Genomic DNA, 13,746 nt, shown 5'->3' with positions numbered 1-13,746 from the left:
AATGCGAATGCTGGGCAAGGCCACGGCGGTGTGCGCGGCCGCCCTGTTGGCGGCGGGATGCTCGCTGGTGCCCGACAGCCTGACCACGCTGCCCGACCGCTATCTCGGCGAACATCTGCGGATCAGCGCGGATTTCGAGAACGTCGCCGGTTTGTACGCGGGCAACGAGGTGGCCGTGCTCGGTGTGCCGGTCGGCCGCGTCGACACGGTGGAAGCCAAGGGCAGCTATGTCCAGGTGACCATGAGTCTCGACAAGGGGGTGGCGATTCCGGCCGACGCGATCGCCGCGCTGGTGTCACCGCAACTGATCACCAATCGGCACGTCGAGCTCGCCCCGGCCTACAGCGGTAGCGGACCGGTGCTCACCGACGGCACGCACATTCCGCTCACGCGGACCCGCACACCGGTCGAGCTCGACCGCATCCTGCAGAACTTCGATCAGCTCGGCGCCGCGCTGAAGGGCGATCCGGACAACGGCCCGATGGCGAGCCGGGTGCTGTTCCCGCTGCTGGACGGCAACGGCGACCGGCTGCGCGCGACCCTGGACGCGCTGTCGGCCGCGTTCGAAGTGTCCTTCGCGAATGCCGACCAGATCTCCAACACCATCATCAAGCTCACCGAGATCACCCAGATCATCGCGCGGAATGACCAGACGGTTCGCGATTTCAGCGGCAGGCTCACCGAGTTGATCGCTCTGCTGGGCCAACAGGCGCCCGGTCTGCAGGCGGTGCTGGAGCAACTGGATCAGTTCGTCACGAACACCTCGACGCTGGTCGGCCGCAACGGTGACCAGCTGGCCGGCGCGCTCGACCGTTTCACCGCGATCACCGCGCAGATGCGGGCCAACGCCCGCGGGCTCACCGAGATCATCGATGTGGGGCCGCTGCTGTTCGAGAACCTGTCCAACGCGGTCAGCCGGGAACACCAGGCGCTGCGCCTGCACGCGCTGACCGACAAAGTGGTGCTGGACAACGAGGTCGTATCCCAGTTCTGTGAACGAATCCAGCTGCGCCTCGACGGTTGCCGCACCGGGAAGCCGCAGGATTTCGGTCCCGATTTCGGTTTGACCGCCGCACTGCTCGGGATCGCCGAATGAACCGGGCGACCGCGCTGAAGCGCATCACCGCCGCCGTGGTGACCGTGGCGGCTGTCGGCGGGGCGACCGGTTGCGGCGTCGGCGTCTCGAATCTGCCGATGCCGAAGCCGGGGCTCGGCGCCCCGGGCTACCCGATCCACGCCACCTTCCGCGACGCGCTCAACCTGCCCGACCACGCGCACGTGAAGATCGGCGGCACCGACATCGGCGTGGTCACCGGCATCAGCACCACCAACTTTCTCGCCGACGTCGAAATGCTCATCCGCGAGGACATCCAGTTGCCGCGCGGCACCACCGCGGAGCTGCGTCAGGCGACACCACTCGGCGACATCTTCGTCGCGATGACGCTGCCTCCTGCCACCGAGGGCGCAGAGTTCTTGTCGGCGGGCGACACCATCGGCGCCGATCACACGGCGGCGGCCGCGTCGGTCGAACAGCTGATGATGTCGGTGTCGATGCTGATCAACGGAGGCGGCATCAATCAGGCCGCGAAGATCACCGCGGAGCTGAACACAATGTTCGCCGGCCGGGCTCCCGAACTCGCCCACCTGATCACCGAACTGACCGCCGTGATCGCCGCGCTGAACGCGCGCACCGACGACATCGACAACGTTCTGACCGGAATGAACGTCCTGACCGGCGAATTGGCCCGGCGCAAGGCCGAACTCGGGGCCGCCGCGGACACCTTCCCGCAGTTGCTCGCCTTGCTCGCCGAGAACAACCAGGCCATCGTGGATCTGCTCGACAAGGTGTCGGTGACCATGACGGCGCTCGGCGATTTCACCGAGACCACCGGACCGCAAGCGGTGAGCCTGTTCGACAGCATCCAGCAGTTGATGTCGGGTTTCACCCAGATGGGCGACGACCTGGGCGGCACGCTCGACGGGCTGCACACGATCTACCCGTCGCTGATGGGCAGCCTGGACGGGCCGGTGCTGGCGGTGGCGGCGACGGTGTCCTACCTCAGCGTCGGCGCACTGACCGACCCGTCCGGGAGCCGACTGCCCGAACTCGGTGACGTGCCCGCCTTCATCGGCAGCTTGGCCCAGGTCATCGAGAAGGTGATCGGCCGGGTCACCAGTCCGCCGCGGCAACCGGAGCAGGAAGAGGGCGGACGATGAATCCACCGTTGTGGCAATGGCTGGTCCGTCGCCGTGTCGCCGTCGCGAATCTCGGTCTGGTCGTGGTGCTGCTGGCGGGCGCGGCCTACCTGGGCGCGGTGGTGCTGCGGATCGACCCGATGCGCGGCACGTACGCGGTCACGGTGGACTTGCCGTCTTCCGGCGGGCTGCTACCGAGCAACGACGTCACCTTCCGCGGTACCCGGGTCGGGTCGGTGCGGGAGGTGGCAGCGTCCGGTTCCGGCGTAGCCGCGATCGCCGAAATCGATGCTACGGCTAAGATCCCGGTCGGCGGCGCGGTCGTGGTCGGTCGGCTGTCGGCGGCGGGCGAGCAGTATCTGGACTTCCGGCCGGACGCCGACACCGGGCCGTATCTCACCGACGGCGCGCTGGTCGACCGATCCCGCACGTCCGTGCCCGTCTCGGTGCAGTCGATGCTGACCAATCTGAGCGGGCTCATCGGCGGCATGAACCCCGATCGGCTGAACGTGATCATCGACGAACTCGACAAAGCGCTGGCGGGCGGGCCGGACCAGCTGCGGAACATGATCTCCGGGATCAGCCGGGCCATGGCCGGGTTGACCGATCTGCTGCCGCAGACCCGGCAGCTGATCGAGAATCTCGAGATCATCGCGGAGACGACCTCCCACGCCCAACCGGACCTAGCCACGTTGACGCGGGCCGGTGGGGTGCTGTTCGAGCAGTTGAGCGCCGCCGACCGCGAAGTGCGTCACCTGCTCGACGAAGGTCCCGGCCAACTGGCCACCCTCGGCGGGTTCGTGTCCCGCACGCAGGACCCCATCACCGATCTGGTCACCAATTTCGTCGCGATCACCAGAGCCGCCAAACTCCGTGAGCCCGCGATCGCCGCACTTTTCCCGGCGTTGCGGGCCGGTTCGGAGGCGCTGGGCATCCCGGCGCACGACAACGCATTCCACACGATGGTCGACATCTGGCCGCGACCGACCTGCGAGTACGACACCATCCCGGTGGTGCCCACCCAGAAGATGACCGACACGCGCGTGCGTCTCTACAACTACTGCGTCACCGACGACCCGGCGCTGCAGATCCGCGGTTCGGCGAACGCGCCGCGGCCGAACGTGCCGGACAACGGGTCCGGACCGCCGCCGGGCGTCACCGGCGACGAACTGTCCCGACCCGCTCCCGGCAACTAGGAGAAACGATGAGCGACACCGACGTCGAGAACACCGACGAAACGAAGGACACGACCGCGACCGAGGTGCGCGAGCCCGAAAACGCGGCGGACGACGCCGCCGAGAACTCCGGTGCGCGCCGGCCCCGGCTGCGGGGCCGGTTGGGAGGGCCCCGCGCGACCCTGGCGGTGCGCGCTGCGACCGCGGCCGCGCTCGTCTTGGCGGTCGCGGCGGCGGCCTTCTGGTTCGTCCAGAACAAGAACAACGAAGACCTGCTGGAAGCCCAGGATCAGGCTCGTACCGCCGCCTGCCGGTACGCACCGGTGCTGGCGAACTACGACGCGAAGGATCTCGACGCGTATTTCGCCGCGGTGCTCGACGGTGCCACCGGGGACTGGAAGAAGCAATTCGACTCCACCAGCCGCGAATTGCGCGAAGTGCTGACCCAGGGCGAGGTGGTGTCGAAGACGAACGACGTGCAGTGCGCCATTCGCACCGCCGATGAGAGCTCCGCCGAGGCCATCGTGGTCATCGGACAGAGCATCACCAGTCTCGGTACCCAGGGCAAGCCCGCGCCCGGGCAGCTGTCGATGGTGCTGCGCCTGGAGAAGTCGGGCGATCGCTGGCTGGTGAACAAGGTCAACTCGCCGCTGGCGCCGCCGCGGCTGCCCTGAACTGTCCGCGGCGACACGGCAGCGGACGCACACGGCTGTCGCCGACGCGGCTGAGCCGGGTCGCGCGAGGTGTAGGGAAGACAAGGGAAGGACCGTCATGTCCGCTGTGGCAGAACCATCGAACGGCGCCGTGCCGCTGACCAAGGATCGCACCCGGATCCATGTCGACGCGGCCCATCGACCGCTTACAAAGCGCCCGATAAAGCTGACCGACGCGTTGGACTTCTGGTCCTTCGCGGGCGCGGCGGCGAATGTCGTCATGCAGATGGCCCGCCCTGGCGTCGGTTACGGTGTCGCCGAGAGCAAAGTCGAGTCCGGGTCGCTGATGAAGCACCCGTGGAAGCGGGCGCGCACCACCACCCAGTATCTGGCCGTCGCTATCCTGGGCACCGACGAGGAACGCGAAGCCTACCGCGAAGCGGTGAACGTCGCCCATCGCCAAGTGCACTCGGCGCCGGGTGCGCCCGTGCGATACAACGCGTTCGATCGTCACCTGCAACTGTGGGTGGCGGCGTGTCTGTACATCGGCTTCGAGGACACCTACCAGCTGCTGCAAGGCCGGATGAACGACGAGCAGGCCGAGGCGTTCTACCGCTCGTCCTCGACGTTGGGGACCACGCTGCAGGTCACCGAGGACATGTGGCCGGCCACCCGGGCGGACTTCGACCGGTACTGGAACGAGGCCTGCGCCCACGTGGCGATCGACGACTACGTGCGCGGCTATCTGAACGATCTGCTCGACCTGCGGATGATCCACTGGACGCTGCGGCTGCCGTTCCGAAACCTGTTGCGCTTCCTCACGATCGGGTTCCTCGCCCCGCTCTTCCGGGAGCAGATGCGGGTCGAATGGACCGCTGCCGACCAGCGACGTTTCGAGCATCTGTTCGTGTTCGTCGCGTTCGTCAACCGGTTCATCCCGCGGTTCGTGCGCCACGGCGGCACCTATGGCCTGATGGCCGACATCCGCCGCCGTATCCGCAGACAGAAGAACCTGATCTGAGCCGAAACCGCCGCGGACGGACCGGGGACCACGTGACCGGGGCGCTGAAAAGTGCCCTGGCCGGGAAGGCCGTCAGTCGACGGTGAAGTTGCGCCAGGACCCGTGCAGGCCCTGCCCGCGCAGCGAGGTGCTGCGGCCGTCTTCGATCGGATGCAAGGTGATGATGCCGAAACCGATCTGCACCGTCTCCGGCAGCTGCGGCGCGCGCGTGGTGTACACGGGGGAGTCGTCCACGTACCAGTCGGCGGTGCCCGCTGTACGGTCGATGGTGACGGCGTAGCGGTGGAACTCGCCGGGCTTGATGTCGACCCCGGCCAGCGGCGCGTGCACCACGTGGGTGAACGCCTCTTCCTGGGGGACGACGCCGGGCACGAACAGCCGTTCGTGGATGGCGTACGCGTGCTTGCCGGTCGCGATCAGATCGAAGACCTGGGCGCTGCTCATGTCGAGGACGTTGAACGCGGCGAACCCGTCGCGGTAGTCCTCGCCGGTGACGCCGATGTTCTCCGCGGCCATCTCCACGGCGAAGGTCCGCGCTCCGGCGGTGAGATCGAACGCCTCGGTCGACACCAGCAGATGCTTCGGATTGTCCAGTATCTGGACTTCGGCGTGGGATCGGGTGAAAGCGTCGATCCGGAGCGACACGGTGCCCTCGCCGACCTCGGTGTGTGCGGCCGGATCGGCGTAGCGCCAGGTCTGGTCGGCACCGAGCGGGACCTCCAGGAAACGCCACCGGTCTTCGCGCAGCTCCGGGCCGTTGAGGTCGTCGTATGTCATCGCGTTTACCTTTCAGCCGAGCCGTTCTCGGCGGAATCCGATAGGTCGTGCTCGGTCGCCCGGCGGCGCAGTGCGGTCACGACGCCGTTCGACGATTTGTAGCCGACACCCCCGAGTAGGAGACGTTCCTCGGTCAGCCGTGGACGTATCGCGGGACCCATCGGCCACCAGTCGTCGAGTTCGACCAGACCCGGCTCGATCAGTTCCAGATCGCCGAAGTACGAGGCGATCTGCTCGCGGGTACGGTACCAGCCGGAGCCCAAACCCATTTCGGTGAAACGTCGTTGGAGCTCGATGGCCATGTCGTGGGCCTCGCCGCCGTCGGCGGGATCGTAGAAGTGCGTGATCGCGACATAGGAGCCGACCGGCAGCGCATCGATGTACTGACGCATGATTCCGGCGGGATCGAGGTCGTCGTCGACGTGATGCAGGATGCCGCAGAGGATCAGCGCCAGCGGGCGGGTGAGGTCGAGGTGCGGGGTGACCTCGGAGTGCGCCAGCAGGGTGTTCGGCTCGGTCAGATCCGCGGGGACGAAATGGGTGTACTCGTTGCGCTCGAGCAGCACGCGGCCGTGGATGTTGCACACCGGGTCGTTGTCGACGTACACGACGCGCGCCCGGGGGTTCTCCTGCTGCGCGATCTCGTGGGTGTTGCCGACGGTCGGCAGACCCGCGCCGATGTCGAGGAATTGGTCGATACCGACCGTCCCGGCCAGGTACCGGACCACCCGGTGCAGCCACCGGCGGTTCATGCGGGCGACTTCGCTCTGCCGCGGAGCGACTTCGGCGACTTTGTCGCGTACGTAACGGTCGACTTCGTAGTTGTCTTTGCCGCCCAAGGTGGCATCGTAGACGCGAGCGATGCTCGCGCGGGTCGTGTCCACGCCGACCGGGGCGCGGACACCGGTCTGGGGAGCGGAATCGGGCATGGAGACCTCTCTCTAGTTTCCTTAGCCTGGCTCACAGCCTAGGGTCCGCCGCATCGCCGAGCAATCCGTGCGGATTCGTTCGGCCAGTGCAGATTTCGTGGGATCGATCGGCTGTCGCGCCGAATACGATCGCGCATCAAGACCGGTCGGTACTCATCTCGATGACGTGCTCGACTCAAGACGCGCCGGGCCGGTGCAGCACCCGCCCGGGCAACCATCCGCCCTGCACATGTGTCACTCGCCACCAGTGGATGTGCACCGCCACCGCCTCGATGGGCGTGGACAGGAACGGTTCGACCCGCGGCTCCTTCCGTAACAGCGTCCGGAAGGTCTCTTCTCGCTCGCTCGCCTCCGCCCGGACCACGGCCGTGCCCAAGCCCTGTGCGAACGGGTTCAGGAAACCCTCGGGGACGACCTTGACCCCGATGCTCGGATTGGCTCGCAGGCTGTCCAACGTACGCCCCCCGGACTCGAGCACGAGCGTCAAGCGGAACGGATCCCCGTTCAGCGCGGCGAAGAACGCGTTCGAGCACCAGTTCACGCCGTCTTTCGACGTCGCGAGGTCGATGCTGGTGAAGCTGAGGATGCCGGTCAGCTTGTCTCGGATGTCCTGATCGGTGATCTGCACGTCGTTCGATGTCATGGCGGGCTCCGTGGTGGGTGACGGGTGCTGACTCGTGCGACCGACGCCACCGTGGACGAGACGGTCGCCGGGCCACGGCGTCCGCAGCGGGGGCCGCCGCGCCACCGGGTCGTGCAGCACCATCTGGGGCCGCGCCCGCCGAGCGGGCCGATCCCTGTGCTGACGTCATGGCGCTTCTCCTCCGCGTGGCCGCCGTCGGGGGCGACTCTACGCACACCCGTCCCAGCTCGCGGGCGATTCAGGTCGGGATATTGCATTGTCGCTCTTGCGAATCCATGCGTGCGAACACAATCTCCGCCACGCGCTCGCGGCGGAATCGGCGCCAGGGTGGGGCCGAGTAGGATCGTCAACCGACGTTTCAGACAGCTGTGATGGTGGAGGCGCAACGCCCCGCGGTCTAACCCCCGATCGGCCGGAGGCATGCATGACGAACGACGAGGACAGTGGTGACCACGCGGATTTCCCTGCGGCGGAACGTGGTCCGACCGTCCTGCGGATCGCGCTCGGCAGCCGGTTGCGTCAGCTGCGCGAGGGCTGCGGGATCAGTAGGGAGGCCGCGGGCGACGCCATCCGCGGATCGCACGCCAAGATCAGCCGGCTGGAGCTGGGCCGGACCGGATTCAAAGAACGCGATCTGCACGACCTGCTGACTCTTTACGGAGTTGTCGACCCGGCTGAACGTGAAACGTACTTCGAGCTGGCTCGCCGGGCCAACGACCCGGGCTGGTGGCAGCACTACAGCGATCTGCTCCCGGCGTGGTTCGAGACCTACATCGGCCTGGAACAGGCCGCCACCACCATCCGCACCTACGAGGCGCAATTCGTTCCCGGGCTGCTGCAGACCGCCGACTACGCGCGCGCGGTGATCCAGCTGGGCAACACCGACGAGACCGAACGCCGCGTCGCCATCCGTATGCGCCGCCAGCGGATTCTCTACCGGGTGGCCGCCCCCACGCTCTGGGCGGTGATCGACGAGAGCGCGCTGCGCAGGCCGGTCGGCGGGGTGGAGGTGCTGCAGGAGCAGATCGAGCATTTGCTCACGATGGCCGACCGCCCCAGCATCAGGATTCAGGTGCTGCCGTATTCGGCCGGCGGGCACTCGGCCGCGGGCGGTCCCTTCAGCATCCTTCGTTTCCCTGAACCCGAGCTGGCCGACATCGTCTATACCGAGCAGCTCACCAGCTCGTTGTATTTCGACAAGCAGCGCGATGTCGAGCTGTACATGTCGGTGATGAATCGGATCAGCGTAGAAGCGCTGTCTCCGGTCGACAGCATTCGTTTCCTACGCGATCTGCTCACCGAGATGCGGACGGGCGATTAGGACTCGGGCGGCGGCGTCAGGCCCCGCCTCCGCGCTCGACTTGGTGTGCTTCCCTGTGCGCGGATAGTTTGCCGATCGGGGTAATCCGCGCCTTCGCAGGCGGTGATGTGAGCCCTCGGGTGCGGTCTCCGCGGAGCATTCGAGAAACCGGCCGGTCGGCTCGATGTGAGTCTGCTCCGCTGAATCTGTCAGATGCCGAGGGGGTTACTCGTGCTGAGGCATGAAATCCGTTGCACGCGGGACGAACTCGACAGAACGAGATGATCCGCAGATAACAGTTCGGCATCGTAAGCCCTTCGACGATGCGTATCTGTTATCAATCGCCACTCGGCTACCTCGATCTTCCCTGTTTTCGGTGGCGGTGGCGTCCATGCACATGCACGCGCGCATGTACGTACCGATGGACGATCACCGATGCGACGCGGCCGCTGTCATGTGGCAGTATCCCTGTCGAGGTCGGGGTCTGACGATCGGCTCGGGCACTGGCTGGTTCGGCCGCGGCGGCCCCAACGCGAGTTGGGGTCGCCGGCGGAGCCGGTGACGACACGTCCCGACATCCGGATTGCCGAGAGTTCACGGCGTCAGCACGATCCGGATCGGGTCGCCTTCTTTGTTCTCCAGCGCGTGCACCGCTGCCTCCGCTTCCGCGAGCGGGAGGACGGCGCTGACCGACCCGGCGAAATCGATGCGATGGGCGCGGCGCAGGCGAACCAGTTCGAGCACGTGATCCGGTTCGGAGCCGTAATGCCCGCGCAGCTGCTGTTGCCGGAAGCTGAAGATGGTGCCGTTCGTGATCGTGATCGGCTTGTCGGTGAGTCCGACCAGCACCAGGCGTCCTTCCTCGGCGAGACAACCGACGGCTTGTTCGCGGACGGGCGCGGCGCCCGCGAAGTCGAACGCGGCATCGAGTCCCGCGCCTTCCGTGGCGGCGTACACCTTCTTCGGCAGGTCCGGGTCGGACGGGTCGAGCGCGAGGTCCGCGCCGAATGCGAGCGCACGCTGCCGCGCGGCGGGCAGCGGGTCGACGGCGATGATCGGTGCGGCGCCGATCAGCCGGAGCAACTGGACCCCGTGCGCGCCCAGCCCGCCGACGCCCCAGACGCCTGCCGACTCGGCGGCCCGGACCTGGCCGGTGCGGGTGATGGCAGCCCACGGCGTCGAAACCGCGTCGGGGATGAAACAGGCTTGTTCGAAGGGCAGATCGTCGGGAATGGGCACCACGGTGTCCACGGCGGCCAGTGCGTATTCCGCCCAGCCGCCGTCGTAGTCCACGCCTCGGGTGTAGGTCTTGCCGTCGCGGATCTCACCTGCCTGCAGCAACACTCGATCGCCGGGCCGGGGACCCCGGACGTCCGGGCCCAGGGCATGCACCGTGCCCGCGACCTCGTGTCCGAGAGTGACCGCATCGTCGGCCAGGTACATCGGCGAAAGCACGCCCTCGATGAGGTGGACATCCGATAGGCAGACACCGGCGGCCGCGACCTCGATGAGTACCTGGCCCGGTCCAGGGGTCGGCACCGGTACTTCCTCCAGGCGGAATCGCCGCCCGTTGGTGGCGCGCGGATACAGTCGTCCAGCAAGCATGTCGAAAACTCCTCCGCGGACGGTCGGTTGCTTCGTGTGCTGCGAGTCCCCTGGTCAGGGGGTCCAGGTGATGCGGCCGCCCTCGAAGTCCTGGGCTTTGCCGTTCTGGAAGTCGTATTCATCGCTGGTGGGGTAGCCGTAGCGGCCGGACTCGCCGCCCGCGGCTTCCCAGGACTCCCGGATGGATCCCCAGATGACGTGGGCGCCGGTGCGCGCTGACCAGTAGATGGCGCCGCCGCCGAAGAGGTTGTAGCGGCCGCCGCGGGCGCGGGCGGCGGACTCGTCGGTGATGGGGAATCCCAGCGGGCTGCTCTCCCAGCCGTAGGAGCCCCATTTGTCCCGGATCACGCCGCCGATCTGGTGTGCGGCGGTGCCGAGGGACCAGTAGATGGAGCCGTTCTGGAAGACGTTGTAGCTACCGGGTTTCGACGGTGTCGCCGCTTCCCTGGTCACGGGGTAGCCGAGCGATCCGCCCTCGTAACCGAGATTGCCCCACTTGTCGCGGATGGCGCCGCCGACCTGGTGAGCTCCGGTGTCGGGATGCCAGTAGATGGAGGAGGATCGCTCGAACGCTTGATAGCGGCCACCGCGTGCGGCGGGAGACTCGGGGTTCACGGGATCGCCGAAGAACGCCCGCCCGCCTGCCTGGTCGTATTCGACTTCGATCGCCCCGCCGACGTCGTAGGGGCCGATCGGGCGTGCGGCCGCGTCGGTCCCGATACCGGTGAGCAGTGCGCCGAGCGCGGCGGCGCTGGCGAATGCCGCGCGGGCGCGCGAGCGATGCGGGCGACGGTGCCGTGCCAAGGGAACTCCTGTGCATCTGGGTGTCGGGTGCGAAAGGGAGCTGAAGATGTGGTCGGCGTGCGGTGATCGAACTTACCCCGCTGTGCCCCGTCGCGGACGGATACGCGGTGCTCGGGGCGGCCGGTGTCGTGCCGCGCCTCGGTGAATCCGGATCGTCCCGGCCGGTGTCAGCGCAGCACGTTCGCCGCCTCGGCGGCGATGGTGGCGGCGACGGCGCTCAGTGCGGGAGAGTCCAGGCGCCACTGCTGCCAGTACAGCGGGACGTCGACGACGACGCCGGGGTCGATCGAGACCAGGCGGCCGGTGACTCGGTCCTCGCGGGTTTGCAGGTCGGGGAGCATGCCCCAGCCGAGCCCGAGCCGGACCGCCTCGGCGAAACCGGTGGACGAGGGCACGTAATGGCGCGGCGGATCCAGCGGCTTGCGACTGCGTCTGCGTAGCAGCCGATCCTGCAAGTCGTCTTTGCGGTCGAACAGCACAACTGGAGCCGTGGCGTAGGACTTCGCCGTCGCGCCCGCCGCGAACCAGGTGGCGGTGAACTCCGGGGTCGCCATCGGCCGGTAGCGGATCGCGCCGAGACGCTCGACCTTGCAACCCTGCACCGGCCGCGCGGTCGAGGTGATCGCCGCCATCACGGTGCCGTCGCGCAGCAGCCGGGTGGTGTGTTCCTCGTCCTCGCGGTGGATCTCGAAGCACACCCCGCGCGGTGCGCGGCCGAGCGCGGGCAGCACCCAGGTCTCCAGCGAGTCGGCGTTGACCGCGATCGGCACCCGGATCGGCCCGTCCGAGGGCTCGCCGCCGAGTTCGCGTGCGGCGTCCCCGGCCAGCAACTGGATCTGCCTGGCCAGCCGGAGTACCGCCAACCCGGATTCGGTGGCCGTCACCGGTTTCGCGCGCTGCACGAGAATCCTTCCCGCGGCGTCTTCCAGCGCCTTGATCCGCTGGCTGATCGCCGACGGCGTGACGTTCAACCGCCGTGCCGCGGCCTCGAAAGTGCCCTCGGTGATCACGGCGTCGAGGGCGCGAAGCTGGTCGAGCTGGAGATCCATATCAAGGAATTCTAATGTTGGATAAGAATCTTTAGCTTGCCTGGATATCTGCCGGGGTCCTAGCGTCGCTGGACGTGAGCGTTTCCTCCGCGGCGGTAGCGGCCGCGTCCGGTTTGGGCTTCGGCCTGTCGTTGATCGTGGCGATCGGTGCGCAGAACGCGTTCGTGTTGCGCCAGGCAATCAGCGGCAGGCATGTGGCGGCGGTGGTCGCGGTGTGCGGGGTGTCCGACATCGTGCTGATCGCCGCTGGGATCGGCGGGTTCGGTGTGGTGGTGGAGGCTGCCCCCGGGGTGCTCGTGGCGGCTCGCTACGCGGGCGCGGCGTTCCTGATCGGTTATGCGGTCCTGGCGGCCCGGCGCGCGTTCGGCTCTGCCGCGCTGATCGCCGAACCGGCAGGTGCCACCGCGGCGCTCGGTGCGACGGTGGCCACCGGCCTGGCGCTGACCTGGCTCAACCCCCACGTCTATCTGGACACCGTGGTGCTGCTCGGCTCCTTGGCCAGCACCTACGCGAGCCCCGATCGCTGGTTCCTCGGCGCGGGGGCGATGCTGGCCAGCGTCCTCTGGTTCACCGCACTGGGTTTCGGCGCGCGGCTGCTCGGGCCGCTGTTCACCCGTCCGCTCGCCTGGCGGGTGTTGGATACGGTGATCGCGGCGGTGCTGCTCGCCCTCGGGCTGGTACTGCTGTGCACCGGGTGAGCCGCGATCACAGCTGTTCTTTGATCTTCGCGGCGAACTCGTAGTCGGCGCGCCACTCCGCTCCCGTCGGGGCGAGGATGACGCGTTCGGCGCCCGCCTCCGCGTAGGCGGCCAGTTGCTCGGCCGCATGGCCGGGATCGGTGGCCAACGGGGGCGCCACGATCGTCACGGTGAGCGGCTTGCGGCCGTATTCCTCGGCGAGCGAGGCCAATTCCACCACGCTCGCGCTGACCTGAGGGGGCTCGAGTCCGATGGCGACCCAGCCGTCGGCATAGGCGGCGGCGCGTCGACGAGCACGCTCGCCGTCACCCGCTACCAGCAGCGGCGGCATGGTCGCGCCGGGCGCCAGGGTCACCTCCGTGCCGTCCGGGAGAGTGGCCTGCCGCCCGGCGACCAGGTCGGGCAGTACGCGCAACGCCTCGTCCGTGCGCCGTCCGCGCTCGGCGAACGGCGCGCCCGCCGCGCGCCATCCGATGTCCCCGTGCGCCGGGTTTCCGGTGCCGACGCCCAGGATCAGCCGGTCGCCGGAGACATACTGCAAGGTGGCGATCTGCTTGGCCGCCCACGCGACCGGCCGCAACGCCAGCAGCAGCACGCCGTAGCCGATGCGGACGCGGTCGGTGACGGCGGCGGCGGTGGCCAGCACCACGGTGCTGTCCAGCATCGGCGCGCTGCCCACGAGATGATCGGTGGACCAGACCGAGTCGATGCCGATCTGCTCGGCGAGACGGGCGGCGGCCCGCACGTCGCCCAGGATGGGACGCGCGGGATCGGGGGTCGAGGTGGGCAGGATGGTGCCGATTTCCAACGTCATGCCTCGACGCTACGAAGTCGCGACGCCCACGCCAATGTTCCGGTCGCTCGAGTCGATGCTCCGTACGCTCATCTCGATTCCG

14 protein-coding genes are annotated in these 13,746 nt (G+C 68.0%); 7 read left to right on the top strand and 7 right to left on the bottom strand.

Annotated elements, in window-relative coordinates:
• The first annotated feature begins 1 nt into the window (after position 1).
• From K8O92_29200 to K8O92_29180, 5 genes are all read left to right on the top strand, one after another.
• Positions 2-1,096 (top strand): MCE family protein, encoded by a 1,095-nt coding sequence (locus K8O92_29200; protein UAK36007.1) that lies wholly within the window; start codon positions 2-4, stop codon positions 1,094-1,096.
• Complete coding sequence (locus K8O92_29195; protein ID UAK31782.1) at positions 1,093-2,217, top strand: MCE family protein; 1,125 nt, start codon at positions 1,093-1,095, stop codon at positions 2,215-2,217. Before K8O92_29200 ends, K8O92_29195 begins: the two co-directional genes overlap by 4 nt.
• A complete protein-coding gene (locus K8O92_29190; GenBank protein ID UAK31781.1) occupies positions 2,214-3,392 on the top strand; it encodes an MCE family protein in 1,179 nt (392 codons plus the stop codon). Before K8O92_29195 ends, K8O92_29190 begins: the two co-directional genes overlap by 4 nt.
• 8 nt (positions 3,393-3,400) lie before the next feature.
• A complete protein-coding gene (locus K8O92_29185; GenBank protein ID UAK31780.1) occupies positions 3,401-4,045 on the top strand; it encodes a hypothetical protein in 645 nt (214 codons plus the stop codon).
• 97 nt (positions 4,046-4,142) lie between these two features.
• Positions 4,143-5,045 (top strand): oxygenase MpaB family protein, encoded by a 903-nt coding sequence (locus tag K8O92_29180; protein ID UAK31779.1) that lies wholly within the window; start codon positions 4,143-4,145, stop codon positions 5,043-5,045.
• A gap of 72 nt (positions 5,046-5,117) precedes the next feature.
• On the opposite strand, the gene K8O92_29175 is transcribed toward K8O92_29180, so the two are convergent.
• The 3 genes from K8O92_29175 to K8O92_29165 form a co-directional block, all read right to left on the bottom strand.
• On the bottom strand, positions 5,118-5,822 hold the full coding sequence (locus tag K8O92_29175) for a DUF6081 family protein (GenBank protein ID UAK31778.1): 705 nt from the start codon (positions 5,820-5,822) through the stop codon (positions 5,118-5,120).
• A gap of 5 nt (positions 5,823-5,827) precedes the next feature.
• Positions 5,828-6,751 (bottom strand): SAM-dependent methyltransferase, encoded by a 924-nt coding sequence (locus tag K8O92_29170; GenBank protein UAK31777.1) that lies wholly within the window; start codon positions 6,749-6,751, stop codon positions 5,828-5,830.
• 175 nt (positions 6,752-6,926) lie between these two features.
• Complete coding sequence (locus tag K8O92_29165; GenBank protein UAK31776.1) at positions 6,927-7,394, bottom strand: hypothetical protein; 468 nt, start codon at positions 7,392-7,394, stop codon at positions 6,927-6,929.
• Between the two features lie 424 nt (positions 7,395-7,818).
• On the opposite strand from K8O92_29165, the gene K8O92_29160 reads away from it, so the two are divergent.
• On the top strand, positions 7,819-8,715 hold the full coding sequence (locus K8O92_29160) for a helix-turn-helix domain-containing protein (protein ID UAK31775.1): 897 nt from the start codon (positions 7,819-7,821) through the stop codon (positions 8,713-8,715).
• A gap of 573 nt (positions 8,716-9,288) precedes the next feature.
• On the opposite strand, the gene K8O92_29155 is transcribed toward K8O92_29160, so the two are convergent.
• The 3 genes from K8O92_29155 to K8O92_29145 form a co-directional block, all read right to left on the bottom strand.
• Positions 9,289-10,299, bottom strand: coding sequence for a zinc-binding dehydrogenase (locus tag K8O92_29155; protein UAK31774.1), 1,011 nt, complete (start codon positions 10,297-10,299; stop codon positions 9,289-9,291).
• 54 nt (positions 10,300-10,353) lie between these two features.
• On the bottom strand, positions 10,354-11,103 hold the full coding sequence (locus K8O92_29150; GenBank protein UAK31773.1) for a hypothetical protein: 750 nt from the start codon (positions 11,101-11,103) through the stop codon (positions 10,354-10,356).
• 167 nt (positions 11,104-11,270) lie between these two features.
• Positions 11,271-12,152 carry a LysR family transcriptional regulator ArgP gene (locus tag K8O92_29145; protein ID UAK31772.1) on the bottom strand — a complete coding sequence of 294 codons (882 nt, stop codon included), beginning with the start codon at positions 12,150-12,152 and terminating at the stop codon, positions 11,271-11,273.
• Between the two features lie 113 nt (positions 12,153-12,265).
• On the opposite strand from K8O92_29145, the gene K8O92_29140 reads away from it, so the two are divergent.
• Positions 12,266-12,850, top strand: coding sequence for a LysE family transporter (locus K8O92_29140; GenBank protein ID UAK36006.1), 585 nt, complete (start codon positions 12,266-12,268; stop codon positions 12,848-12,850).
• Positions 12,851-12,857: 7 nt separating this feature from the next.
• Here K8O92_29140 and K8O92_29135 read toward each other — a convergent pair whose 3' ends face one another.
• Positions 12,858-13,664, bottom strand: coding sequence for an LLM class flavin-dependent oxidoreductase (locus K8O92_29135; GenBank protein UAK31771.1), 807 nt, complete (start codon positions 13,662-13,664; stop codon positions 12,858-12,860).
• Positions 13,665-13,746 lie beyond the last annotated feature (82 nt).

It is taken from the genome of Nocardia asteroides (genome assembly GCA_019930625.1).
GTDB classification, from domain to species: Bacteria; Actinomycetota; Actinomycetes; order Mycobacteriales; family Mycobacteriaceae; genus Nocardia; species Nocardia sputi.
Note: the sequence above shows the minus strand (reverse complement) of the source record. Positions and strands in the feature narration are given on the sequence as shown.